Annotated in this window: 18 protein-coding genes and 3 rRNA genes; 17 read left to right on the forward strand and 4 right to left on the reverse strand. The window is 64.9% G+C overall.

The genetic code is table 11. From position 1 onward, the window contains the following. Nucleotide 1 precedes the first annotated feature (1 nt). From JOF57_RS07910 to argH, 3 genes are read left to right on the forward strand one after another with little or no spacing between them, the layout of a single operon-like run. Complete coding sequence (locus tag JOF57_RS07910) at nucleotides 2-478, forward strand: arginine repressor (RefSeq protein WP_163660805.1); 477 nt, start codon at nucleotides 2-4, stop codon at nucleotides 476-478. 23 nt (nucleotides 479-501) lie between these two features. Then, nucleotides 502-1701, forward strand: coding sequence for an argininosuccinate synthase (locus JOF57_RS07915; RefSeq protein WP_209915500.1), 1200 nt, complete (start codon nucleotides 502-504; stop codon nucleotides 1699-1701). Between the two features lie 5 nt (nucleotides 1702-1706). Further along, a complete protein-coding gene (gene argH / locus JOF57_RS07920; RefSeq protein WP_209915502.1) occupies nucleotides 1707-3134 on the forward strand; it encodes an argininosuccinate lyase in 1428 nt (475 codons plus the stop codon). Here argH and JOF57_RS07925 read toward each other — a convergent pair. Continuing rightward, nucleotides 3131-4924, reverse strand: a complete 1794-nt coding sequence (locus tag JOF57_RS07925) for an ABC-F family ATP-binding cassette domain-containing protein (RefSeq protein ID WP_209915505.1) — start codon at nucleotides 4922-4924, stop codon at nucleotides 3131-3133. The two genes, argH and JOF57_RS07925, sit on opposite strands and share 4 nt — an antisense overlap. 154 nt (nucleotides 4925-5078) lie before the next feature. On the opposite strand from JOF57_RS07925, the gene JOF57_RS07930 reads away from it, so the two are divergent. From JOF57_RS07930 to JOF57_RS07940, 3 genes are all read left to right on the forward strand, one after another. Continuing rightward, entirely contained in the window at nucleotides 5079-8075 is a 2997-nt protein-coding gene (locus tag JOF57_RS07930) for an acyl-CoA synthetase (protein ID WP_209915507.1), read from the forward strand. Nucleotides 8076-8151: 76 nt separating this feature from the next. Further along, a complete protein-coding gene (locus JOF57_RS07935) occupies nucleotides 8152-8697 on the forward strand; it encodes a hypothetical protein (protein ID WP_209915509.1) in 546 nt (181 codons plus the stop codon). A gap of 9 nt (nucleotides 8698-8706) precedes the next feature. Next, the gene (locus tag JOF57_RS07940) at nucleotides 8707-8925 is read left to right on the forward strand and encodes a Trm112 family protein (protein WP_209915511.1); all 219 of its coding nucleotides are present in this window, start codon (nucleotides 8707-8709) and stop codon (nucleotides 8923-8925) included. On the opposite strand, the gene JOF57_RS07945 is transcribed toward JOF57_RS07940, so the two are convergent. The 3 genes from JOF57_RS07945 to JOF57_RS07955 are packed head-to-tail and all read right to left on the reverse strand — an operon-like array spanning nucleotide 8908 to nucleotide 11078. After that, nucleotides 8908-9534, reverse strand: a complete 627-nt coding sequence (locus JOF57_RS07945) for a TetR/AcrR family transcriptional regulator (protein WP_209915513.1) — start codon at nucleotides 9532-9534, stop codon at nucleotides 8908-8910. The two genes, JOF57_RS07940 and JOF57_RS07945, sit on opposite strands and share 18 nt — an antisense overlap. A 6-nt stretch (nucleotides 9535-9540) precedes the next feature. Beyond that, on the reverse strand, nucleotides 9541-10368 hold the full coding sequence (locus tag JOF57_RS07950; protein WP_234937747.1) for an ABC transporter permease: 828 nt from the start codon (nucleotides 10366-10368) through the stop codon (nucleotides 9541-9543). Beyond that, on the reverse strand, nucleotides 10293-11078 hold the full coding sequence (locus JOF57_RS07955; RefSeq protein ID WP_209915514.1) for an ABC transporter ATP-binding protein: 786 nt from the start codon (nucleotides 11076-11078) through the stop codon (nucleotides 10293-10295). The genes JOF57_RS07950 and JOF57_RS07955 overlap by 76 nt, the downstream gene beginning before the upstream one ends. Nucleotides 11079-11159: 81 nt before the next feature. On the opposite strand from JOF57_RS07955, the gene JOF57_RS07960 reads away from it, so the two are divergent. From JOF57_RS07960 to recN, 11 genes are all read left to right on the forward strand, one after another. Beyond that, a complete protein-coding gene (locus JOF57_RS07960; protein WP_209915931.1) occupies nucleotides 11160-11771 on the forward strand; it encodes a DNA-3-methyladenine glycosylase in 612 nt (203 codons plus the stop codon). A gap of 27 nt (nucleotides 11772-11798) precedes the next feature. Beyond that, on the forward strand, nucleotides 11799-13085 hold the full coding sequence (gene tyrS / locus JOF57_RS07965) for a tyrosine--tRNA ligase (protein WP_209915516.1): 1287 nt from the start codon (nucleotides 11799-11801) through the stop codon (nucleotides 13083-13085). 421 nt (nucleotides 13086-13506) lie between these two features. Further along, a 16S ribosomal RNA gene (locus JOF57_RS07970) occupies nucleotides 13507-15026 on the forward strand. A gap of 392 nt (nucleotides 15027-15418) precedes the next feature. Next, nucleotides 15419-18547, forward strand: a 23S ribosomal RNA gene (locus JOF57_RS07975). Nucleotides 18548-18703: 156 nt separating this feature from the next. Further along, nucleotides 18704-18817 (forward strand): 5S ribosomal RNA (gene rrf / locus JOF57_RS07980). The 16S, 23S and 5S rRNA genes sit together here, the layout of an rRNA operon. Nucleotides 18818-19008: 191 nt before the next feature. Next, the gene (locus tag JOF57_RS07985) at nucleotides 19009-19863 is read left to right on the forward strand and encodes a tetratricopeptide repeat protein (protein ID WP_209915518.1); all 855 of its coding nucleotides are present in this window, start codon (nucleotides 19009-19011) and stop codon (nucleotides 19861-19863) included. Between the two features lies 1 nt (nucleotide 19864). After that, nucleotides 19865-20881, forward strand: coding sequence for an HAD-IIA family hydrolase (locus tag JOF57_RS07990; protein ID WP_209915520.1), 1017 nt, complete (start codon nucleotides 19865-19867; stop codon nucleotides 20879-20881). Between the two features lie 13 nt (nucleotides 20882-20894). Next, complete coding sequence (locus JOF57_RS07995) at nucleotides 20895-21101, forward strand: hypothetical protein (RefSeq protein WP_209915522.1); 207 nt, start codon at nucleotides 20895-20897, stop codon at nucleotides 21099-21101. Between the two features lie 6 nt (nucleotides 21102-21107). Then, nucleotides 21108-21917, forward strand: coding sequence for a TlyA family RNA methyltransferase (locus JOF57_RS08000; RefSeq protein ID WP_209915524.1), 810 nt, complete (start codon nucleotides 21108-21110; stop codon nucleotides 21915-21917). Continuing rightward, nucleotides 21914-22837, forward strand: a complete 924-nt coding sequence (locus JOF57_RS08005) for an NAD kinase (protein ID WP_209915526.1) — start codon at nucleotides 21914-21916, stop codon at nucleotides 22835-22837. Before JOF57_RS08000 ends, JOF57_RS08005 begins: the two co-directional genes overlap by 4 nt. A gap of 6 nt (nucleotides 22838-22843) precedes the next feature. After that, on the forward strand, nucleotides 22844-24604 hold the full coding sequence (gene recN, locus JOF57_RS08010) for a DNA repair protein RecN (protein ID WP_209915528.1): 1761 nt from the start codon (nucleotides 22844-22846) through the stop codon (nucleotides 24602-24604). Nucleotides 24605-24633: the final 29 nt, after the last annotated feature.

The following is a 24633-nucleotide window of genomic DNA, read 5'->3' on the forward strand; positions in this document are numbered from 1 at the left end:
CGTGAGTGCACCGACCCGCGTCGGGCGTCAGGCCCGCATCATCGCCCTCTTGTCGGCCAGGCAGGTGAGCAGTCAGACCGAACTGGCCGCCCTGCTGGGTCAGGAGGGCATCGAGGTCACCCAGGCCACGCTGTCGAGGGACCTGGAGGAACTGGGCGCGGTGAAACTCCGTGGCGCCGACGGCGGCGTCGGTGTGTATGTGGTGCCCGAGGACGGCAGCCCGGTGCGGGGGGTGTCCGGCGGCACCGAACGGTTGACCCGCTTGTTGGGGGAGTTGCTGGTATCGACCGACGCCAGCGCTAACCTTGCCGTGCTGCGCACCCCGCCCGGGGCGGCGCATTACCTGGCCAGCGCGATCGACCGCGCCGCCCTGCCGTATGTGGTCGGCACCATCGCCGGTGACGACACCATCCTGATGGTGGCGCGCGCACCGATGACCGGGGCCGAACTTGCCGACACCATCGAAAACTTGAAATAGAGCCCGAAACAAGGAGATTGCTCATGTCCGAACGCGTCATCCTGGCGTACTCCGGAGGTCTGGACACCTCGGTCGCGATCAGCTGGATCGGTAAGGAGACCGGCAAAGAGGTTGTCGCCGTCGCCATCGATCTCGGCCAGGGCGGTGAGGACATGGAGGTCATCCGGCAGCGGGCCCTGGACTGCGGTGCGGTCGAGGCCGTCGTGGTCGACGCCCGTGACGAGTTCGCCGACGAATACTGCCTGCCGACCATCAAGGCGAACGCGCTCTACATGGACCGCTACCCGCTGGTGTCGGCTATCAGCCGCCCGCTGATCGTCAAGCATCTGGTGGACGCGGCGCGTAGCCACGGGGGCACTGTCGTCGCGCACGGTTGCACCGGCAAGGGCAACGATCAGGTGCGCTTCGAGGTCGGATTCGCCTCGCTGGCCCCCGAACTGGACGTCATCGCACCGGTGCGCGACTACGCCTGGACCCGTGAGAAGGCCATCGCGTTCGCCGAGGAGAACGCGATCCCGATCAACGTCACCAAGCGTTCGCCGTTCTCGATCGACCAGAACGTGTGGGGCCGCGCGGTGGAGACTGGGTTCCTGGAGGACCTGTGGAACGCCCCGACCAAGGATGTCTACGACTACACCCAGGACCCGACGGTCAACTTCAACGCCCCGGATGAGCTGATCATCAGCTTCGACAAGGGCCGCCCGGTGGCGATCGACGGTCGCCCGCTCAGCGTGCTGCAGATCATCCAGGAGCTCAACACCCGCGCCGGCGACCAGGGTGTCGGCCGGCTCGACGTGGTCGAGGACCGTCTGGTCGGCATCAAGAGTCGCGAGATCTACGAGGCGCCGGGCGCGATGGTGCTGATCACCGCGCACACCGAGCTGGAGCATGTGACGCTGGAGCGCGAGCTGGGCCGGTACAAGCGTGGCGTGGACCAGAAGTGGGGCGAGCTCACCTATGACGGCCTGTGGTTCAGCCCGCTGAAGCGGTCCCTGGAGGCGTTCGTCGAGCACACCCAGGAGCACGTCTCCGGTGACATCCGGCTGGTCCTGCACGCCGGGGGCATCATCGTCAACGGCCGCCGCTCGGGTGAGTCGCTGTACGACTTCAACCTCGCCACCTACGACGAGGGCGACAGCTTCGATCAGAGCGCGGCCAAGGGCTTCGTGCTGCTGCACGGTTTGAGCTCCAAGATCTCGGCCAAGCGCGACCTGGGCCTGTAAGTGACATGAGCACCAACGACGGAACCACCAACGAGGGATCGCTGTGGGGCGGCCGGTTCGCCGACGGCCCTTCGGCAGCCCTTGCCGCACTGAGCAAGTCGACCCACTTCGACTGGGTGCTGGCGCCATATGACGTCATCGCGTCCAAGGCCCACGCCCGGGTCCTGCACCGGGCGGGCCTGCTCACCGATGAGCAGCGCGACGGGCTGCTCGCGGGCCTGGACAGCCTGGGTTCCGACGTCGCCGACGGCAGTTTCGAGCCGCTGGTCACCGACGAAGATGTGCACGGTGCGCTGGAACGCGGGCTGATCGACCGGGTCGGGCCGGATCTCGGCGGCCGGCTGCGGGCCGGACGTTCCCGCAACGACCAGGTGGCCACGCTGTTCCGGATGTGGCTGCGCGACGCCGTCCGGCGCGTCGCCGACGGCGTCCTCGAGGTGGTCAACTCCTTGGCGGTGCAGGCCGCGGCGCACCCGACGGCGATCATGCCGGGCAAGACGCACCTGCAGGCCGCCCAGCCGATCCTGCTCGCGCATCATCTGCTGGCCCATGCTCATCCGCTGCTGCGAGACGTGGACCGATTACTCGACTTCGATGACCGCACCGCGGTGTCGCCCTACGGGTCGGGGGCGCTGGCCGGTTCCTCGCTGGGCCTGGACCCTGACGCGATCGCCGAGGATCTCGGATTCGCCTCGGCGGCAGACAATTCCGTCGATGCCACCGCGGCGCGCGATTTCGCCGCCGAAGCGGCGTTCGTCTTCGCCCAGATCGGGGTGGACCTGTCCCGGCTCGCCGAGGACATCATCCTGTGGAGCACCACCGAATTCGGCTACGTCACGTTGCACGACTCCTGGTCGACCGGCAGTTCGATCATGCCGCAGAAGAAGAACCCGGACATCGCCGAGTTGGCCCGCGGTAAGTCCGGGCGGCTGATCGGCAACCTCACCGGTCTGCTGGCCACGCTCAAGGCGCAGCCCCTGGCCTACAACCGGGATCTGCAGGAGGACAAGGAACCGGTCTTCGACTCGGTGGCGCAGCTGGAGCTGCTGCTGCCGGCGATGGCCGGACTGGTCGGCACGCTGACGTTCGACGAGGCCCGGATGGCCGCGTTGGCTCCGGCGGGTTTCACACTGGCCACCGATATCGCCGAATGGCTGGTCCGCCAAGGGGTTCCGTTCCGGGTTGCCCATGAGGCGGCCGGGGAGGCCGTGCGAGTCGCGGAGGGACGCAGCGTCGGACTCGACGAGCTCACCGACGACGAGTTCGCCGCGATCAACCCGGCGCTCACCGCCCAGGTGCGCGAGGTGCTGACCGTGGAGGGTTCGGTCAACGCGCGCAGCGCGCGAGGCGGTACCGCACCGGTCCAGGTCGCCAAACAACTCGGCGTGGTCCGTAAGACCACTGAGGAGCTACGAATCCGGCTGCGCCCTTAGCCGAGCTGCTCGCCGAGTTCGAACCAGCGTTCCTCGACCTCGGTGACTTCGTTCTCCAGCGCGCGGATGGCGGCCACTTTGACCGCGAGTCCCTCGAAATCGGACTGGTCGTGGTCTGCCATCGCCGTCCGCGACCGGTCGATCTGTTGCTGCAGTTTCTCCAGCCTGCGTTCCAGCGCGGACACTTCCTTCTGCGCTGCCCGCAGCTCGGCGCCGGACAGCCCGCCCGGTTCGGTGCCGGGGGTCGGTGCCTGCGCCGCGCCGGTCGCCGACGCATGTGCGGCCCGTAGCCGTAGGTACTCGTCCACCCCACCCGGCAGATGCCGCAGCCGCCCGCCGAGGATCCCGTACTGCTGGTCGGTGACCCGTTCCAGAAAATACCGGTCGTGGCTCACCACGATCAGTGTGCCGGGCCACGAGTCGAGCAGATCCTCCATGGCGGAGAGCATGTCGGTGTCCAGGTCGTTTGTCGGCTCGTCGAGGATCAGCACGTTGGGCTGTGCGAGCAGGATCAACAGCAGTTGCAGGCGACGTTGTTGGCCGCCGGAGAGGTCCTTGACCGGTGTCGACAACTGGGCGCTGGAGAACCCGAGACGTTCCAGCAGCTGCCCGGGTGTGAGCTCCTGGGCCTTCGACCCGCTGCCGAACACATACGTCGTGCGCAGGTTGGCCAGCACCGTCCGGACCGGATCGGCGAGGTGGGGCTCAAGCTCGTCCACCGTCTGGGTAAGGGTTGCGACCTGCAGCGTCTTACCGTGTTTGACCCGTCCCGAAGTCGGTTGCACCGACCCGTCGATAAGGCCGAGCAGCGTCGATTTTCCGGCGCCGTTGACACCGAGGATCCCGGTGCGCTCGCCCGGGGCGACCCGCCACTCGACCTGGTGCAGCACCTCGCGGTCGCCGTAGCTCACCGACACGTCGAGCAGGTCGACGACCTGCTTGCCGAGCCGTGACACCGCCAGGGACTGCAGTCCGACCTTGTCCCGGATCTCCGGTACGTCGGCGATCAGGGCGTTGGCCGCGTCGATGCGGAACTTCGGTTTGGAGGTGCGGGCCGGCGCGCCGCGGCGCAGCCAGGCCAGTTCCTTGCGGGCCAGGTTCTGCCGGCGCGCCTCGATCGTGGCCGCCTGGCGGTCGCGTTCCACCCGTTGCAGGATGTAGGCGGCGTAGCCCCCGTCGAACGGTTCGACGATGCGGTCGTGCACTTCCCACGTGGTCGTGCAGACCTCATCGAGAAACCAGCGGTCGTGTGTGACCACCAGCAGCCCACCGGAGGATGCGGACCAGCGCTTCTTGAGGTGCTCGGCGAGCCAGCTGATCGCTTCCACGTCGAGGTGGTTGGTCGGCTCGTCGAGCGCCAGGACGTCGTGATCGCCGGCGAGCAGCCTGGCCAGGGCGACCCGGCGCCGCTGTCCGCCCGACAGAGTTCTGAGTTCGGCGTCCCAGGGCAGGTCCTCGAGCAGGCCCGAGATGACATCGCGTCCGCGGGGATCGCCGGCCCATACGTGCTCGGGCACGTCACCGACCACGGCGTGGCCGACTGTGTCGGCGTCGTCAAGAGTGTCGGCCTGATCGAGCACGCCGACCCGCACACCCCGGCGCACGGTGACGCGTCCGGAATCGGGTTCGAGTCGGCCGGCCAGCATGGCCAGCAGGCTGGATTTGCCGTCGCCGTTGCGGCCGACGATGCCGATCCGGTCGCCTTCGCTGACGCCGACGGTGACCGCGTCGAACACCACCCCGGCGGGGTACTCCAGATGAAGGGTTTCGCCCCCGAGCAGGTGTGCCATCGCCGCCGACCCTATCGTCACGCGCCGGTGAAACCGGCATCGCATGGCGCCGCTGCGCACATGGGCGTGATCAAGTCGGTGATCGGTTGCTGCTGTGCCATGATGACGACGTCAATCGGGGTCGGGGCGAGTCTTGACGTAGGGGAGCAGTCTGGTGGATTTCTCGGCAGTGACCAGACCGGTCGAGCGGTTGCTGGCGACCGCGCAGAACGGTCTGGAGGTGCTGCGGTACGGGGGACTGGAGACCGGTGCGGTCCCGTCGCCCTTCCAGATCGTCCAGAGCGTGCCGATGTACCGGCTCCGGCGGTACTTCCCGCCCGATGTCCGCCCCGGCGCCCAGAATCTGCGCCCGCCGGTGCTGATGGTGCATCCGATGATGATGTCGGCCGACATGTGGGACGTGACGCGCGACGACGGTGCGGTCGGCATCCTGCACGCCGCGGGTGTCGACCCCTGGGTGATCGATTTCGGTTCACCGGACAAGGTCGAAGGCGGCATGCAGCGCAACCTCGCCGACCATGTGGTGGCGTTGTCGGAGGCCATCGACATCGTCAAGGAGACCACCGGCCGCGACGTGCATCTGGCCGGCTACTCGCAGGGCGGGATGTTCGCCTACCAGGCCGCGGCGTATCGGCGGTCCAAGGATCTGGCGAGCATCATCGCCTTCGGTGCCCCGGTGGACACCCTGGCCGCGCTGCCGATGAACCTTCCGGCCGGCTTAGCTGCCGGCGCGGCGGATTTCATGGCCGATCACGTGTTCAGCCGCATCGACATCCCGGGGTGGTTGGCCCGCACCGGTTTTCAGATGCTCGATCCGATCAAGACCACCCAGTCGCGCCTGGAGTTCCTGCGGCAGCTGCATGACCGCGAGGCCTTGCTGCCGCGCGAGCAGCAGCGGCGATTCCTGTCCTCGGACGGCTGGATCGCGTGGTCGGGGCCGGCGATCGCCGAGCTGCTCAAGCAGTTCATCGCCCACAACCGGATGATGACGGGTGGCTTTTCCGTCCATGGTGACCTGGTCACGCTTTCCGACATCGACTGCCCGATCCTCGCGGTGGTCGGAGAGGTCGACGACATCGGCCAGCCGGCTGCGGTCCGGGGGATCAAGCGAGCCGCGCCCGATGCGGATGTTTACGAGTACCTGATCAGGGCAGGACATTTCGGTTTGGTTGTGGGCTCCAAGGCCTCCACCGAGACCTGGCCGACGGTGGCGCAGTGGGTGAAATGGCTTGCCGGCGAGGGGATGCCCGAGGGTGTGGTCCCGATGGGATCGCAGCCGGACGATCGCCCGGAGAGCGGTGTGTCGTTGACGGCGCGGGTCACCCACGGTGCGACGGCGGCCACCGAGATGGTGTTCGGCGTGGCGCGCTCGGCCGCCGACGCATTGGCCTCGGCGAACAAGAATGCGCGCACGCTGGTCATCGAGACAGCTCGTACGCTGCCCCGGCTGGCCCGGTTGGGTCAGGTCAACGACCACACCCGGATCTCGCTCGGTCGGATCATGAGCGAGCAGGCACGCAGCCTTCCCAACGGTGAGGCGCTCCTATTCGACGGTCGGGTACACACCTATGAGGCGGTGGATCGCCGGATCAACAACGTGGTGTACGGCCTGATCGATGTCGGGGTGCGTCAGGGTGCCCGGGTCGGTGTCCTGATGGACACCCGGCCCAGCGCGCTGGTCGCGATCGCCGCGCTGTCCCGGCTGGGGGCCGTCGCCGTGCTGCTGCCGGAGGTGGACCTGGCGAAGGCGGTCCGCCTCGGTGGCGTGGCCGAGATCATCGCCGACCCGAGCCACCTTGAGATGGCCCGCAAACTCGATATGCGGGTGTTGGTTCTCGGCGGCGGCGAGAGCCGCGACCTCCACCTCCCCGATGAAGCGGATGACGTTGCCGCTGTTGTCGACATGGAGAAGATCGACCCCGACGTCGTCGAACTGCCCGGCTGGTACCGGCCCAACCCGGGTCTGGCCCGCGACCTGGCCTTCGTCGCCTTCAGCGAGGTCGGCGGTGAGCTCGTGGCCCGTCAGATCACCAACTTCCGGTGGGCACTGTCGGCGTTCGGCACCGCGTCGGCGGCGAATCTGGGCCGTGGCGACACGGTCTACTGCCTGACCCCGCTGCATCACCAGTCCGGTCTGCTGGTCAGCCTGGGCGGCGCGGTGGTCGGCGGCTCACGTATCGCGCTGTCCCGCGGACTGCAGCCCGATCGCTTCGTGCAGGAGATCCGGCAGTACGGCGTCACCGTCGTGTCCTACACCTGGGCCATGCTGCGCGAGGTCATCGACGATCCGTCGTTCTCGCTCACCGGCAGTCACCCGGTCCGGTTGTTCATCGGCTCCGGTATGCCCGCTGGATTGTGGAAGCGCGTGGTCGACGTGTTCGAGCCGGCCCAGGTCGTGGAGTTCTTCGCCACGACAGACGGGCAGGCCGTGTTGGCCAACGTGGCCGGGGCCAAGATCGGCAGTAAGGGGCGCCCGCTGCCCGGCGGCGGCACCGTCGAACTCGCCGCCTACGACGCCGACGACGACCTGATCCTGGAGGACTCGCAGGGCTTCGTGCGTAAGGCCGAAGCCAATGAGGTGGGTGTGCTGCTGGCGCACCCGCGCGGCCCGGTGGATCCGACGGCCGTGGTCAAGCGCGGTGTGTTCGCTCCGGCCGACACCTGGGTGTCCACCGAGTTCCTGTTCCGTCGCGACGAGGATGGTGACTACTGGCTGGTCGACAACCGTAGTGCGGTGATCCGGACCGAACGGGGGCCGGTGTTCGCGACGAGCGTCAACGACGCGGTCGGCCGACTGAACGCGGTCGACATGTCGGTGACGTACGGCGTCGAGGAAGGTGGCCGGCAGTTGGCGGTGACGGCGCTGGCACTGCGTCCCGGCGGCAGTGTCCCGGCGGCCGAGCTGTCGCTCGCCCTGGCCGATCTGGCCGCGGGCAACCCGCCCGACGTGGTGCACGTGGTACCCGACATGGAACTCGGTGCGTCCTACCGCCCGCTGACAGCACCGTTGCGGGCGGCGGGCATCCCGAAATCCGCGCGGCGTAACTGCTGGTACCTCGATACCGATACAGGTACGTACAAGAAATTGACCGCGGCCGGCCGGGCCGAACTCGTCACGGGAGGCTCTGACGACGAGCCGGAGTCCGACTAGGCCCGGTTCGTCGAGGAAATGCCGGTGCAGGAATGCGCTGTTACGCTCCGGCAGAGGCAGGACGACTGGAGGATCGATGACATCGGAATCGGGTGCAGGCAGCTGGCGTCGCGTCGTCACCGGATCGGTGACCAGCGGTGCGCTGATTCTGGGCCTGCTCGTCGGCGCGGGTGCGCCGACGGCCGCCGCTGATCCGGCCGAGCCGACTCCTGCCGCGGATGCATCCGGGTCTGACGCGCCGGCGCCCCGGCAGATGACGGCCGACGAAGCGTTGGCCATCATCGCTCGGGATTACGACACCGGCGAGGGTGGTGGCCAGATCTCGACGCTGATCCACGACATCCTGAAGTTGCGTCAGCAGGGGTACAAGCCGTCGAACGCGAACCGTGAGGCCATCACCAAGGCGCTCGACAAGCGCCCCAACCAGGTGCCGTTGATCAACGCACTCAAGAACACCTTGGCTTATCAGCGCAAGTTGCAGGCTCGATCCAGCGCTCAGGTTCCGCAGCAGGGTGGGCTGAATCCCGGGGTCGGCCAGGCCCCGGCAGGCATCGCGCCGATTCCCGGCGGAGCCGGGGCGCTGCCGGGACCGAGTGGCGGCATCCAGATCCCGTTGGGCTAGCTTCACGTGGTGGTCGACGACAAGCTTCTGAGCATCCTGGTCTGCCCGCAGGACCGCGGGCCCCTGCTACTGGCCGGAACGGACTGGCTCTACAACCCCCGATTGCGGCGGGCCTACCGGATCGAGGACGGCATCCCGGTGCTGCTCGTCGACGAGGCCGTGGCCATCGACGATGACGCCGAGCATCGCCGGCTGCTGGATCTGGCCGGGTCAGGGGAGTCCGGGTAGTTCACCGGTCAGGTAGCGCTGCAGGGTGGGCGCGATGGTCTCGACGATCTGATCCACCGGCAGCGTGGCGAAGGGCTCCAGTTCGAGGATGTAACGCGCCATCGCGACCCCGACCAGTTGCGAGGCGACGAACTGGATGCGGATCCGGGCACTGCCGGGCGGGTTGTCCACCCGGGGCCCGATTTCGCCGATGATGATGTCCTGGAGAAAGGACCGGACCAGCGATACGTCGTTACCGGCCAGGATCGAGCGCAGCGTCGCCACGAATCCCTTGCCGATCTCGGAATCCCACAGCGGCAGCAGGATTGACGGCAACGTGTGTCCGATCTGGTCGACCGGTACCTCTTTCAGCCTTCCGATCACCGTCATCGGGTCGATCGGAATGTGAATAGCGGCGGCGAACAGTTGGGTCTTGGTGCCGAAGTAGTGATGTACCAGGGCGGCGTCCACCCCGGCATCGCCCGCGATGGCGCGGATCGATGTCTTGTCGATTCCGTTGCGGGCGAACAACTCCCGCGCACTGATCAGAATTCGCTCGCGTTTGTCCGACGGCCCTGCAGGGCGGCCGGGGCGCTTGCGTTCTCGTTCGGAGTCGGTATCGGTGCTCACGGCTTCCTAGGGAGTTCGGCGGCGCAGGGTGGCTGCTGCCAGACACAGTGCCACTATCGCAAACCCCACCACGACCGCGATGTCACGGGCTGCGATGGCGGTCAGCTCGGGATGGGCGCCGACCTGCTGCAGGGCTTCGAGCGCATAACTGGCAGGCAGTACATTGCTGATCCACTGGAGCCAGTCGGGGAGCGCGGCGCGCGGCACGATGATGCCGCACAGCAGCAGCTGCGGCGCGATTACCAGGGGCATGAACTGGACTGCCTGGAACTCCGTCCGGGCGAACGCGCTGCACAGCAGGCCCAGCCCGACGCCCAGCACGGCGTTGATGATCGCGATCAGGAACACCAGGATCGGGCTGCCCGCGGTGTCGAGTCCGAGGAACCAGAACGAGACGATGCAGGCCAGGGTGGCCTGGGCCGCCGCGGCGATCGAGAACGCGGTGCCGTAGGCGGCCAGCAGGTCGGAGCGGCGCAGCGGTGTGGTCAGGATGCGCTCGAGGGTTCCCGAGACGCGTTCGCGCTGCATGGTGATCGAGGTGATCAGGAACATCACGATCAGCGGGAAGACGCCGAGCATGATCAGGCAGGCGTTGTTGAACGGTGACGGGTGCCCCGGCGGATGCGGCGCGTTCTGGAACATGAAGTACATCAGCGTGATGATCAGGCTGGGCACCACCAGGATCATCGCGACGCTGCGATGGTCGGCGGCCAGTTGTCGCAGGATCCGACCGGTGGTGGCCAGGTAGGCCGCCGGGCTCAGTCGGCTCGGTTGATCGCGCCCGAGTCGCTGCGCCGGATGACGGTGAGAAACGCTTCCTCCAGGGACGTGCATTCCGTGTCCTTCCGTAGCAGTTCAGGGGTGGTGTGGGCGAGCAGTCGGCCTTCGCGCATCAGTAGCAGGTCGCGGCAGTGGTCGGCCTCGTCCATGACATGGCTGGAGACCAGCAGCGTGGTGCCGCGCCGGGCCAGGTCGTTGAACTGCTCCCACAGGTCGACGCGTAGGACGGGGTCGAGGCCGACGGTGGGCTCGTCGAGCACGAGGAGTTCGGGTTCGGCCACCAGCGCGCAGGCGAGCGAAACTCGGGTGCGCTGGCCACCGGAGAGATTGCCGCAGTAGGCGGTGCGGTGATCGGCGAGGCCGACCGACCGGATGGCGGCCGCCGCCGAGTCCGACGACGTTCCGTACAGCGCGGCGAAGTACCGCACGTTGTCGATCACCCGCAGGTCGTCGTAGATCGTCGGATCCTGGGTGACGTATCCGACCCGGTGGCGCAGGGGCGCCGAACCTGCAGGGTGTCCGAGCACCGTCACGGTGCCCGCCGCGACGATCTGGGTGCCGACGATGCTGCGCATCAAGGTCGACTTTCCACAGCCCGATGGACCGAGCAGGCCGGTGATGGTGCCCCCGGCGATCTGCACGGTCAGGTCGCGGACAGCGGGCCGGCCACCCCGGTTGACCTGCAGTCCGGCGATGTCGATGGCCGGGGGTGCGGCCCCGGTCGGGAATCCGGCGGAGAATTCATCAACGGATGAAGTCATCATGTGATGAATACTGCGCTCGCGTGTGGCCGGTGTCAACGGTGGATGTGGCGAAGGTGCAGAATCGCTCGGGTGGGCTTGCAGATGGGCACCGAGCTGCTGACTGGTGACCCCTTGCTCGCCGCCCGCCGACTGTTGGGAGCCGAGCTGACCGGTCGCGGCGTCAGCGCCGTCGTCGTCGAGGTCGAGGCATACGGCGGCCCACCCGATGGGCCCTGGCCCGACGCCGCCGCACATTCGTTTCGCGGCGCCGGCGGCCGCAATCTTGTGATGTTCGGCCCGCCCGGGCACCTGTACACCTACCGCAGCCATGGAATTCACGTCTGCGCCAACGTGGTCTGCGGATTCGACGGGGTCGCGGGTGCGGTCCTGCTGCGGGCCGCCTCGGTGTGTGCAGGAGCGGACGTGGCCGGCCGGCGTCGTGGCCCTGCGGTCCGTCCGGTCGCGTTGGCGAGGGGGCCGGGAAATCTGTGCTCTGCCCTGGGTATCACCATGGAGGACAACGGAATTGACCTCTTTGCCGCCGACAGTCCGGTGCGGCTCGCGCTGCGTGACCCGGATCCCGCGATCGACGGGCCGCGGGTCGGCGTGAGCAAGGCTGCCGACCGGCGGTGGCGGTTCTGGGTGGCCGACCGGGGAGAGGTTTCGGCGTATCGGCGTAGCCCACGTGCGCCGGCGCCCGGTGCCAGTGATTGACCTCCGCCATGCGGCATGATCGTCGTCATGAGCATGGGAATCCTGGATGAGCTGGACTGGCGTGGGCTGATCGCCCAGTCGACCGACCGCGATGCGCTGGCCGACGACCTGGCCAAGGGACCCGTCACCGTCTATTCCGGATTCGATCCCACCGCGCCCAGCCTGCATGCGGGCCACCTGGTCCCGCTGCTCACGCTGCGGCGGTTCCAACGCGCCGGTCACCGGCCGATCGTGCTCGCCGGCGGGGCCACCGGAATGATCGGCGACCCCCGTGACACGGGGGAGCGCACGCTGAACACCGCCGACACGGTCGCGGACTGGGCCGGTCGCATTCGTGGCCAGCTGGAGAGGTTCGTCGAGTTCGACGACACCCCGACCGGCGCCATCGTCGAGAACAACCTCAATTGGACGGCCGAGCTGTCCGCCATTGAATTCCTGCGTGACCTGGGCAAATACTTCTCGGTCAACGTGATGCTCGACCGGGAGACGGTCCGGCGCCGGCTGGATGGCGACGGCATCTCCTACACCGAGTTCAGCTACATGCTCCTTCAGGCCAACGACTTCGTGGAATTGCACCAGCGGCACGGCTGCGCATTGCAGATCGGTGGCTCCGATCAGTGGGGCAACATCGTGGCCGGCGCTCGACTGGTCCGCCAGAAGCTGGGCGCCACCGTGCATGCCATGACAACACCGCTGGTCACCGACTCAGAAGGCAAGAAGTTCGGTAAGTCGACCGGCGGCGGCAATCTGTGGCTCGATCCGGAGATGACCAGTCCATACGCCTGGTACCAGTACTTCGTGAACACCGCCGATGCCGACGTGATCGGCTACCTGCGCTGGTTCACCTTCCTGTCCTCCGATGAGATCGCCGACCTGGAGGACTCCACCCAGAACCGTGCCCATGAACGCGCCGCGCAGAAGCGGCTGGCACGGGAACTCACCACGTTGGTGCATGGGGAAGGTGCGACGACTGCGGTCGAGCTGGCCAGCCAGGCGCTGTTCGGCCGGGCCGAGCTGACCGACCTGGATGAATCCACCCTTGGCGCCGCGCTGCGTGAGGCCAGCAGTGGACAGGTCGCCGAGCTGAAGGCGGGTGGCCCGGACTCGATCGTGGATTTGTTGGTCGCTACCGGGTTGGCGGCAAGTAAGGGAGCCGCGCGCCGCAATGTCGCCGAAGGCGGGGTGTACGTGAACAACATTCGTATTGAAAGCGACGAGTGGGTACCACAGCCTTCCGATTTTCTGCATGAGCGTTGGCTCGTGTTGCGACGTGGCAAGCGGCACATTGCTGGGGTCGAGCGCGCCGGCGCCTAGGCGAACCGGCGGCCGGGCTCTGACCTGGGAAAACGTCGCAGTGACCAGCCGATTTGACTCGCTGTTGGCCCTCACGTAACTTATTGCAGGTCAGAGCGACACGGACAAGCGCCGGGGAGCGAAGACGAAATCCGAGTGAGACGCCCATTACGGTGGGTTTTCTCAGTGTCCGTACTAAAGTTCAGCGGCTTTTCGCCGCGGGGTTTGTGTGCGGCAAGCTCGGGCGTGTTGTTTGAGAACTCAATAGTGTGTTTGGTGGTTTTTGTTTGTTGTTTTTGGCCACGCTCTTTTTCCCGTTTAGGGTGTGGCTTTGTTGTTTTTTTGATGCCAGTTTGTTGGTGTCTTTTGTTTGTGATCGGATTTTTCTGATTGAATTCTGCCTTCCATATTTTTGGCTCCCTTTTTAAGGGAGGGTAGGTTTTGTTTGGAGAGTTTGATTCTGGCTCAGGACGAACGCTGGCGGCGTGCTTAACACATGCAAGTCGAACGGAAAGGCCCTTCGGGGTACTCGAGTGGCGAACGGGTGAGTAACACGTGGGTGATCTGCCCTGCACTTTGGGATAAGCCTGGGAAACTGGGTCTAATACCGAATATGACCGCGCACTTCCTGGTGTGTGGTGGAAAGCTTTTGCGGTGTGGGATGGGCCCGCGGCCTATCAGCTTGTTGGTGGGGTAATGGCCTACCAAGGCGACGACGGGTAGCCGGCCTGAGAGGGTGACCGGCCACACTGGGACTGAGATACGGCCCAGACTCCTACGGGAGGCAGCAGTGGGGAATATTGCACAATGGGCGCAAGCCTGATGCAGCGACGCCGCGTGAGGGATGACGGCCTTCGGGTTGTAAACCTCTTTCAATAGGGACGAAGCGCAAGTGACGGTACCTATAGAAGAAGGACCGGCCAACTACGTGCCAGCAGCCGCGGTAATACGTAGGGTCCGAGCGTTGTCCGGAATTACTGGGCGTAAAGAGCTCGTAGGTGGTTTGTCGCGTTGTTCGTGAAAACTCACAGCTTAACTGTGGGCGTGCGGGCGATACGGGCAGACTAGAGTACTGCAGGGGAGACTGGAATTCCTGGTGTAGCGGTGGAATGCGCAGATATCAGGAGGAACACCGGTGGCGAAGGCGGGTCTCTGGGCAGTAACTGACGCTGAGGAGCGAAAGCGTGGGGAGCGAACAGGATTAGATACCCTGGTAGTCCACGCCGTAAACGGTGGGTACTAGGTGTGGGTTTCCTTCCTTGGGATCCGTGCCGTAGCTAACGCATTAAGTACCCCGCCTGGGGAGTACGGCCGCAAGGCTAAAACTCAAAGAAATTGACGGGGGCCCGCACAAGCGGCGGAGCATGTGGATTAATTCGATGCAACGCGAAGAACCTTACCTGGGTTTGACATGCACAGGACGCCGGCAGAGATGTCGGTTCCCTTGTGGCCTGTGTGCAGGTGGTGCATGGCTGTCGTCAGCTCGTGTCGTGAGATGTTGGGTTAAGTCCCGCAACGAGCGCAACCCTTGTCTCATGTTGCCAGCACGTAATGGTGGGGACTCGTGAGAGACTGCCGGGGTCAACTCGGAGGAAGGTGGGGATGACGTCAAGTCATCATGCCCCTTATGTCCAGGGCTTCACACATGCTACAATGGCCGGTACAAAGGGCTGCGATGCCGTGAGGTGGAGCGAATCCTTTCAAAGCCGGTCTCAGTTCGGATCGGGGTCTGCAACTCGACCCCGTGAAGTCGGAGTCGCTAGTAATCGCAGATCAGCAACGCTGCGGTGAATACGTTCCCGGGCCTTGTACACACCGCCCGTCACGTCATGAAAGTCGGTAACACCCGAAGCCGGTGGCCTAACCCCTTGTGGGAGGGAGCCGTCGAAGGTGGGATCGGCGATTGGGACGAAGTCGTAACAAGGTAGCCGTACCGGAAGGTGCGGCTGGATCACCTCCTTTCTAAGGAGCACCACGAGACCTGGGCCGGCCCTGCAGATCGCGGGATCAGCTGAGCTTTCAGGCGATTCGTTGGATGGCCTCACACCTGTAGTGGGTGGGGGTCTGGTGCACTCAACAAACTTTGCGTGGGATGCGGGAAAGCGTCCTGGGGAAAATCATCGAACACACTATTGGGCTTTGAGACAACAGGCCCGTTTTTCCCTGGCCCCTGTGTGGGGTGGGAGGCGTGTTGTTGCTCCATCTTTGGTGGTGGGGTGTGGTGTTTGATTTGTGGATAGTGGTTGCGAGCATCTAGCACGCAAAATGTGTGGTCACATTCCTTCGGGGGTGGGGCCTGGTTTTGTGTGCAATTGATGTGCAATTTCTTTTGAAACTCATTTTTGGTGTTTGTGTTGTAAGTGTTTAAGGGCGCATGGTGGATGCCTTGGCACTGGGAGCCGATGAAGGACGTTGGAGGCTGCGATATGCCTCGGGGAGCTGCCAACCGAGCGTTGATCCGAGGATGTCCGAATGGGGAAACCCAGCACGAGTGATGTCGTGTTACCCACTACTGAATACATAGGTAGTGGGAGGGAACGCGGGGAAGTGAAACATCTCAGTACCCGTAGGAAGAGAAAACAAAAGTGATTCCGTGAGTAGTGGCGAGCGAAAGCGGAAGATGGCTAAACCGTATGCATGTGATACCGGGTAGGGGTTGTGTGTGCGGGGTTGTGGGACCTGTTTTTCCAGTTCTACCTGACTGGAGGGTAGTAAGAAAATGTCGTGGTTAACGGAAGTGGTTTGGGATGACCTGCCGTAGACGGTGAGAGCCCGGTACGTGAAAACCTGACATCTGCCTTGAACAGTGTTCCCGAGTAGCAGCGGGCCCGTGAAATCTGCTGTGAATCTGCCGGGACCACCCGGTAAGCCTGAATACTTCCCAGTGACCGATAGCGGATTAGTACCGTGAGGGAATGGTGAAAAGTACCCCGGGAGGGGAGTGAAATAGTACCTGAAACCGTGCGCTTACAATCCGTCAGAGCCCTCGGCTTGCCGTGGGGTGATGGCGTGCCTTTTGAAGAATGAGCCTGCGAGTCAGGGACATGTCGCGAGGTTAACCCGTGTGGGGTAGCCGCAGCGAAAGCGAGTCTGAATAGGGCGTATCCAATCCAGAGGGGTTGGTGTAGTGGTGTGTTCTGGACCCGAAGCGGAGTGATCTACCCATGGCCAGGGTGAAGCGCGGGTAAGACCGCGTGGAGGCCCGAACCCACTTAGGTTGAAGACTGAGGGGATGAGCTGTGGGTAGGGGTGAAAGGCCAATCAAACTCCGTGATAGCTGGTTCTCCCCGAAATGCATTTAGGTGCAGCGTCACATGTTTCTTGTTGGAGGTAGAGCTACTGGATGGCCGATGGGCCCCACAGGGTTACTGACGTCAGCCAAACTCCGAATGCCGACAAGTCTAAGAGTGTGGCAGTGAGACGGCGGGGGATAAGCTCCGTGCGTCGAGAGGGAAACAGCCCAGATCGCCGGCTAAGGCCCCTAAGCGTGTACTAAGTGGAAAAGGATGTGCAGTCGCGAAGACAACCAGGAGGTTGGCTTAGAAGCAGCCACCCTTGAAAGAGTGCGTAATAGCTCACTGGTCAAGTGATTGTGCGCCGATAATGTAGCGGGGCTCAAGTACACCGCCGAAGCCGCGGCAACGAGACTTGTTCTCGTTGGGTAGGGGAGCGTCCTGCATCCGGTGAAGCAGCAGAGTGATCTAGCTGTGGAGGGTGTGGGAGTGAGAATGCAGGCATGAGTAGCGAATAGGCAAGTGAGAACCTTGCCCGCCGAAAGACCAAGGGTTCCTGGGCCAGGCCAGTCCTCCCAGGGTGAGTCGGGACCTAAGGCGAGGCCGACAGGCGTAGTCGATGGACAACGGGTTGATATTCCCGTACCCGTGTATGTGCGTCCATGATGAATCAGCGGTACTAACCGCCCAAAACCGCTTTCACCGGCGACCTTCGGGTCAATGGGATGGTGGGGCTGCGCGGGACCTTCGTTGGTAGTAGTCAAGCGATGGGGTGACGCAGGAAGGTAGCCGTACCAGTCAGTGGTTGTACTGGGGTAAGCCGGTAGGGAGTCAGATAGGCAAATCCGTCTGACATTAATCCTGAGAGGTGATGCATAGCCGTTTGAGGCGAATTCGGTGATCCTATGCTGCCAAGAAAAGCCTCTAGCGAGGACATACACGGCCCGTACCCCAAACCAACACAGGTGGTCAGGTAGAGAATACTAAGGCGTACGAGTGAACTATGGTTAAGGAACTCGGCAAAATGCCCCCGTAACTTCGGGAGAAGGGGGACCCCCATATCGTCAAGGCTTTTGCGGCCGGCAGCGGGAGGGGGTGGCACAAACCAGTGAGAAGCGACTGTTTACTAAAAACACAGGTCCGTGCGAAGTCGCAAGACGATGTATACGGACTGACGCCTGCCCGGTGCTGGAAGGTTAAGAGGACCCGTTAACCCTTCGGGGTGAAGCGGAGAATTTAAGCCCCAGTAAACGGCGGTGGTAACTATAACCATCCTAAGGTAGCGAAATTCCTTGTCGGGTAAGTTCCGACCTGCACGAATGGCGTAACGACTTCTCAACTGTCTCAACCATAGACTCGGCGAAATTGCACTACGAGTAAAGATGCTCGTTACGCGCGGCAGGACGAAAAGACCCCGGGACCTTCACTACAACTTGGTATTGGTGCTCGATACGGTTTGTGTAGGATAGGTGGGAGACTGTGAAATTCACACGCCAGTGTGGGTGGAGTCATTGTTGAAATACCACTCTGATCGTATTGGGCCTCTAACCTCGGACCGTATATCCGGTTCAGGGACAGTGCCTGGTGGGTAGTTTAACTGGGGCGGTTGCCTCCTAAAATGTAACGGAGGCGCCCAAAGGTTCCCTCAACCTGGACGGCAATCAGGTGTTGAGTGTAAGTGCACAAGGGAGCTTGACTGCGAGACATACATGTCGAGCAGGGACGAAAGTCGGGACTAGTGATCCGGCACCTCTGAGTGGAAGGGGTGTCGCTCAACGGATAAAAGGTACCCCGGGGATAACAGGCTGATCTTCCCCAAGAGTCCATATCGACGGGATGGTTTGGCACCTCGATGTCGGCTCGTCGCATCCTGGGGCTGGAGCAGGTCCCAAGGGTTGGGCTGTTCGCCCATTAAAGCGGCACGCGAGCTGGGTTTAGAACGTCGTGAGACAGTTCGGTCTCTATCCGCCGCGCGCGTCAGAAGCTTGAGGAAATCTGTCCCTAGTACGAGAGGACCGGGACGGACGAACCTCTGGTGTACCAGTTGTTCCACCAGGAGCACGGCTGGATAGCCACGTTCGGACAGGATAACCGCTGAAAGCATCTAAGCGGGAAACCCCCTCCAAGACCAGGCTTCTCACCCTTTTAGAGGGATAAGGCCCCCCGCAGACCACGGGATTGATAGGTCAGACCTGGAAGCCCAGTAATGGGTGAAGGGAACTGGCACTAACCGGCCGAAAACTTACAACAACCAACAAACAACCAATGTTTGATGAGTTTCACGTAAGACGCACATCTGCTACGCAACCACACCACAAACCACACACGACACTTGTGTCGGGACATGGTTCCCCATGCCCCACCACCAAAACACAAGGTTTACACTCAATAACGAGTGAATAAAGTTACGGCGGTCCATAGCGGCAGGGAAACGCCCGGTCCCATCCCGAACCCGGAAGCTAAGCCTGCCAGCGCCGATGATACTACCCTGTCGGGTGGAAAAGTAGGACACCGCCGAACACAAATTAAGACCCGAGCCCTCCAATTCCGATTGGAGGGCTCGGGCATTTGTGTATCCAAATACACGCCTAATTCAGGCACCAATTCCATTGATATTCGAGTGATTACCCGCTGCGTCAGTCCTCACATAATTATGTCGGCCGAGGCAGCTGCCCGTATCCTTTGCGGGAAGGGCGGGTAGAAAGGCACACGTGGCTGGAGACAGACAAGGCGACGCAGAGCGGCGCCCGCGGCGTGCATCCAACGACCGCGCATCGAGCAACAATTCAGGGCCTCGGCGGTTTCACGACCCCAAGGGCCGGGATCCGCGTTCCGGCGGTCCCCGGGCCTCCGGGCCGAGCCGGCCGCGTCCGGCACAGGCCGGTGACGACGGCGACCCCAGAAATGAAGGCCCGCGTCTGCCGTCGGATGTCGAAGCCAAGGAACTGGCTCCCGATGTCCGTCGGGAGCTGATCACCCTGGACAAGACGACCGCGGATTTCGTCGCCAGGCATCTGGTGATGGCCGGCAAGCTGCTGGACGAGGATCCCGAAACGGCACTGGCCCACGCTCGTGCCGCCCGCAACCGGGCCGGCCGGATCGCAGTCGTGCGTGAGGCAGTGGGTATCGCGGCGTATCACAGCGGCGACTGGGCCCAGGCCCTCGCCGAGTTGCGCGCGGCGCGGCGGATGGGCAGCAAGTCGTCCTTGCTGCCGATGATCGCCGATTGCGAGCGCGGTGTCGGACGGCCCGAGCGGGCGCTGGAACTGGCTCGCGGCGACGAGGCCGTCGCGCTCACCGGCGAGGACGCCGACGAGTTGCGCATTGTCACCGCCGGCGCACGATCGGATCTCGGGCAGTTCGAGCAGGCGTTGGCAATTCTCTCCACGCCGCAGCTCGACCCGACCGCCGTGGGATCGACCGCGGCTCGGCTGTTCTACGCTTACGCCGACACCCTCCTCGCGCTCGGACGGGGCGAAGAGGCTCTGCAATGGTTCGTCCATGCCGAGCAGGCTGATGTCGAGGGAATCACCGACGCGGAAGACCGGATCACGGAGCTGTCCTGACGTGACCACGCTTGCACGGCAACATGATTGCCTGCTGCTCGATCTCGACGGCACGGTGTTCCGCGGTCATGAGGCCACTGCAGGCGCACACGAAAGCCTGGCTGGCCTGGCTGCCCGGGTGCTCTACGTGACCAACAATGCGTCCAGGGCGCCCGAGCAGGTCGCCGAGCATCTGTGTGAGCTCGGCTTCGCCGCCGAATCAGGCGATGTGGTGACCAGTGCGCAGAGTGCGGCGCACCTGCTGGCCGCCCATGTGCCGGCGGACTCAGCGGTACTCGTTGTCGGGACGGATGCGCTTGCCGGAGAGGTGAGCAAGGTCGGGTTGCGGCCGGTCCGGATGTTCGACGAGGGTCCGGTCGCGGTGGTGCAGGGGCATTCACCGACCACCGCATGGCCGGATCTGTCCGAAGCCGCGCTGGCCATCCGCGCCGGTGCGTTGTGGGTGGCGGCCAACGTGGACCTGACGTTGCCGTCCGAACGCGGGCTGCTGCCGGGCAATGGCTCGATGGTCGCGGCGTTGCGGGCCGCGACCGGACAGGATCCGTTGGTGGCCGGAAAGCCCCAACCGACGCTGATGAACGACGCATTGAGCCGCGGGACCTTCTCGACCCCGCTGGTGGTGGGGGACCGGCTCGACACCGATATCGCCGGTGCCGTCGCGGCGGGATTGCCGAGTCTGATGGTGCTCACCGGAGTGAGCACGGCCGGCGAGGCGGTGCGTGCGGTTCCTGCCGAGCGCCCCGGCTACCTGGCCCCGGATCTGCGGGGATTGCACGTCGACGCCGACACGCTGCGTATCGCGGCGCACGCGGCCTGGCGGATCGATATCGACACGGATGGGGTCACGGTGCACGCCACCGGGCAGGATCCCCGGGACGACCTGTCGGTGGTACGGGCCACGGCCCATGCAGTGTGGGAGGCGGAGCTGGATCCCGCGGCGTTCACGGTGGCGGCCGGTGACGAGACATCGCGTGCGGCGCTGCAGCGTTGGTCGTTGCTGTCGGCACCCATCGACTAGCGTGGGTGTCGCTATGAGTACCGACCCAGACCAGCTGCGCGCGCAGGTCGCCGCAGTGCTGGCAGACGTGCCGGATCCGGCGGAGGATCCGTCTGCCCTCGAAGGCATGGACATCGACGTGGTGGCCGCCCGGCTCGAGCAGGCCCACGATCTGCTTGTCCAGGCGCTTGAATCCGTCGACAGAGGGCAATCGGTCGGACCGCAGGCGACCGGAAGGTGAGCGTCGGTGGCGCGGCGCGCTCGCGTTGATGCCGAGCTGGTGCGTCGGGGTCTGGCCCGGTCACGTCAGCAGGCAGCCGAGATGATCGAGGCCGGCCGCGTACGGATTGACGGCATGCCGGCGGCCAAACCGGCCACGGCGGTCGCTCCGGACAACAACATCACCGTCATCGCCTCGGTGGAACGCACCTGGGTTTCCCGGGGCGCGCACAAGCTGATCGGTGCGCTCGACGTGTTCGACGTCGCGGTCGAGGGCCGCCGCTGCCTCGATGCCGGTGCCTCGACCGGGGGCTTCACCGAGGTCCTGCTCCACCGTGGTGCCGCCGAGGTGGTGGCCGCCGACGTCGGGTACGGGCAGTTGGCCTGGCCACTGCGTTCCGACGAGCGGGTCCACGTGCTGGAGCGCACGAATGTGCGGGAGCTGACTCCCGCGGCGATCGGCGGGCCGGTACAGCTGATCGTTGCTGACCTGTCGTTCATCTCGCTGGCCACTGTTCTTCCCGCGCTGACGTCCTGCGCGGTCTCCGACGCCGATATCGTTCCGATGGTGAAACCGCAGTTCGAGGTCGGCAAGGATCGGGTGGGAGCCGGCGGCGTGGTGTCGGACCCCGAGTTGCGGATCGACGCGGTGTGCACGGTCGCCCGCAAGGCGGCCGCATTGCAGTGGCATGCTGTCGATGTGACGGCCAGCCCGCTCCCGGGACCATCGGGCAATGTCGAGTACTTCCTGCACCTACGTGCCCAGTGTGATCGCTCGCTGGAGGGCGAGTCGCTCGAGCAGGCAGTACGGCGGGTGGTCGAGGAGGGGCCGCAATGACGGCTGAACGCACGATCCTGCTGGTGGTGCACACCGGCCGGGACGAGGCGACGGAAGTTGCCCGCCGGGTGGAAAAGGTGCTCGGCGACAACGGCATTGGTCTGAAGGTGCTCTCGGCGGAGGCCGTGGACCGTGGCCCGCTGCATCTGGCACCCGATGACATGCGCGCCCTCGGTGTCGACATCCAGGTGGTCGACGCCGAAGAGCGCGCGGCTGAAGGGTGCGAGCTCGTTCTGGTGCTCGGCGGCGACGGTACCTTCCTGCGGGCCGCCGAGCTGGCACGCAATGTCGAGATCCCGGTGCTGGGAGTCAATCTGGGCCGGATCGGATTTCTGGCCGAAGCCGAGGCCGAGGCCATCGACCACGTGCTCGAGCGGGTCATCGGGCGCGATTACCGCATCGAAGAACGGATGACCCTCGACGTCGCGGTGCGGGTGGGAACCGATGTGGTGAATCGCGGTTGGGCGCTCAACGAGGCGAGCCTGGAGAAGGGCCCTCGACTCGGAGTGCTCGGCGTGGTCTTGGAGGTGGACGGCCGACCGGTGTCGTCGTTCGGTTGCGACGGCGTTCTGGTGTCGACCCCGACGGGATCCACTGCCTATGCGTTCTCGGCGGGTGGCCCGGTGTTGTGGCCGGACCTGGAGGCGATTCTGGTGGTGCCCAACAATGCTCATGCATTGTTCGCCCGCCCGATGGTCACCAGCCCGCTGGCCAGTATCGCGATTGAGATCGAGGCGAGCGGCAACGATGCCCTGGTGTTCTGTGACGGTCGCCGCGACATGGTGGTACCTGCCGGAGGCCGGCTGGAAGTGACCCGCAGTGCTACGCAGCTGAAGTGGGTTCGCCTGGACTCTGCGCCGTTCACCGATCGGCTGGTGCGCAAGTTCCGACTGCCGGTCACCGGATGGCGGGGACAGTAGATACCTGTGCTTTCGGAGATCCGGATCGAGTCGTTGGGCGCGATCAGTGCCGCCACCGCGGAGTTCGACCGCGGGTTGACCGTGCTGACCGGTGAAACCGGTACCGGTAAGACGATGGTGGTGACCAGCCTGCACCTGCTCGGAGGGGCGCGGGCGGACGCCACGAGGGTGCGCTCGGGCTCTGACCGTGCAGTGGTAGAAGGGCGATTCAGCACAATCGAACTCGGTGAGGACGTGTCCGGAAGGGTCGAGGAGATCCTTGAATCCTCCGGTGCCGAGCGTGATGACGACGGCAGTGTGATCGCCGCCCGCTCGGTGAGCCGGGCCGGGCCGTCGCGGGCATATCTGGGCGGGCGCAGCGTGCCGGCCAAATCTTTGAGCAGTTTCACCACGCAGGTCCTGACGTTGCACGGCCAGAACGACCAACTGCGGTTGATGCGGCCCGACGAGCAGCGGGCGGCACTGGACCGGTTCGCTGAGGTCGACAAGCCGCTGACCCGCTACCGGCGCATCCGTGACGAGTGGCTGGCGGCGCGTCGTGACCTCTCTGACCGTCGGCGGCGGGCCCGGGAACTGGCGCAGGAGGCCGACCGCCTCCGCTTCGGCATCCACGAGATCGACGCGGTCGCACCACTTGCCGGTGAGGACGACGCGATCATCGCCGACATCCGTCGCCTCTCGGAACTCGACGCGCTGCGCGAAGCGGCGCAGACCGCCCGGTTCTCCTTGTCCGGCGAGCTCGACGAACCCACGGAGTCCACGTCCGCGGCCGACGGCGTGGGCCGGGCGCAAGCCGCGCTGGAATCGACCGACGACTCGGTACTGCAGGCGCTTGCGGTCCGGTTGGCCGAGGCGATGGCGGTGATCGGTGACGTATCCGGCGAGCTCGGCAGCTATCTTGCCGAATTGCCCAGTGATGCCAGCACTTTGGAGCTCAAACTGGCGCGCCAGGCTGAGCTTCGCACTCTCACCCGCAAGTACGCCGCGGACATCGATGCCGTGCTGGAGTGGTCGCGCGATGCCGCGGAGCAGTTGGCCCAGCTCGATGTGTCCGAGGAGAGCCTGGCTGCGCTCGACGGCAAGGTCGTTGAGCTGGAGGCGCAGTTGGTCGCGGCGGCGGGCGAACTCACCAAGACCCGGTCCAAGGCTGCCAAGGGGTTGTCCAAGGCGGTGACAGCGGAACTGGCCGGTCTGGCGATGGCCAACGCGGTGTTCACCATCGATGTCGCTCCGATGGCGGCGCGGGCCGACGATTCCGCACCGGTGACCATGCCCGACGGCGAGATGCTGCACGCCGGTCATGACGGCGTGGACGCGGTCGAGTTCGGGTTCACCGCGCATCGCGGCGTGGAGGTGCTGCCGCTGGCCAAGAGTGCCTCCGGCGGTGAGCTGTCCCGCGTCATGTTGGCCCTCGAGGTGGTGCTGTCGGCATCGACGGCCGGCACCACGATGGTGTTCGACGAGGTCGACGCCGGGGTCGGTGGCCGGGCGGCGGTGCAGATCGGACGCCGATTGGCGCGGCTGGCGCGGACCCACCAGGTCATCGTGGTGACCCACCTGCCGCAGGTTGCGGCGTTCGCCGATGCACACCTGGTGGTCGACAGCGGTAACGGCCGCGCCAAGTCCAGCGGCGTGCGGCGCATCGAGGACGACGATCGGGTCGCCGAACTGGCCCGGATGTTGGCCGGATTGGGGGAGTCCGACAGCGGTCGGGCACATGCTCGGGAGCTGCTCGACGCAGCCCAGCAGGAACGCAGCGCACCCTAGGCAGGGTCTACGACGGTGCCCGCCGCTGG

Source organism: Mycolicibacterium lutetiense (genome assembly GCF_017876775.1).
Classification (GTDB): Bacteria; Actinomycetota; Actinomycetes; order Mycobacteriales; family Mycobacteriaceae; genus Mycobacterium; species Mycobacterium lutetiense.

Coding starts and splice junctions, on each gene's coding strand:
- JOF57_RS07915 (WP_209915500.1), top strand. CDS start 502: ATGTCCGAACGCGTCATCCTGGCGTACTCCGGAGGTCTGGACACCTCG.
- argH (WP_209915502.1), top strand. CDS start 1,707: ATGAGCACCAACGACGGAACCACCAACGAGGGATCGCTGTGGGGCGGC.
- JOF57_RS07925 (WP_209915505.1), bottom strand. CDS start 4,924: ATGGCACACCTGCTCGGGGGCGAAACCCTTCATCTGGAGTACCCCGCC.
- JOF57_RS07935 (WP_209915509.1), top strand. CDS start 8,152: ATGACATCGGAATCGGGTGCAGGCAGCTGGCGTCGCGTCGTCACCGGA.
- JOF57_RS07950 (WP_234937747.1), bottom strand. CDS start 10,368: ATGCACGTCCCTGGAGGAAGCGTTTCTCACCGTCATCCGGCGCAGCGA.
- JOF57_RS07955 (WP_209915514.1), bottom strand. CDS start 11,078: ATGATGACTTCATCCGTTGATGAATTCTCCGCCGGATTCCCGACCGGG.
- JOF57_RS07960 (WP_209915931.1), top strand. CDS start 11,160: ATGGGCACCGAGCTGCTGACTGGTGACCCCTTGCTCGCCGCCCGCCGA.
- tyrS (WP_209915516.1), top strand. CDS start 11,799: ATGAGCATGGGAATCCTGGATGAGCTGGACTGGCGTGGGCTGATCGCC.
- JOF57_RS07995 (WP_209915522.1), top strand. CDS start 20,895: ATGAGTACCGACCCAGACCAGCTGCGCGCGCAGGTCGCCGCAGTGCTG.
- JOF57_RS08005 (WP_209915526.1), top strand. CDS start 21,914: ATGACGGCTGAACGCACGATCCTGCTGGTGGTGCACACCGGCCGGGAC.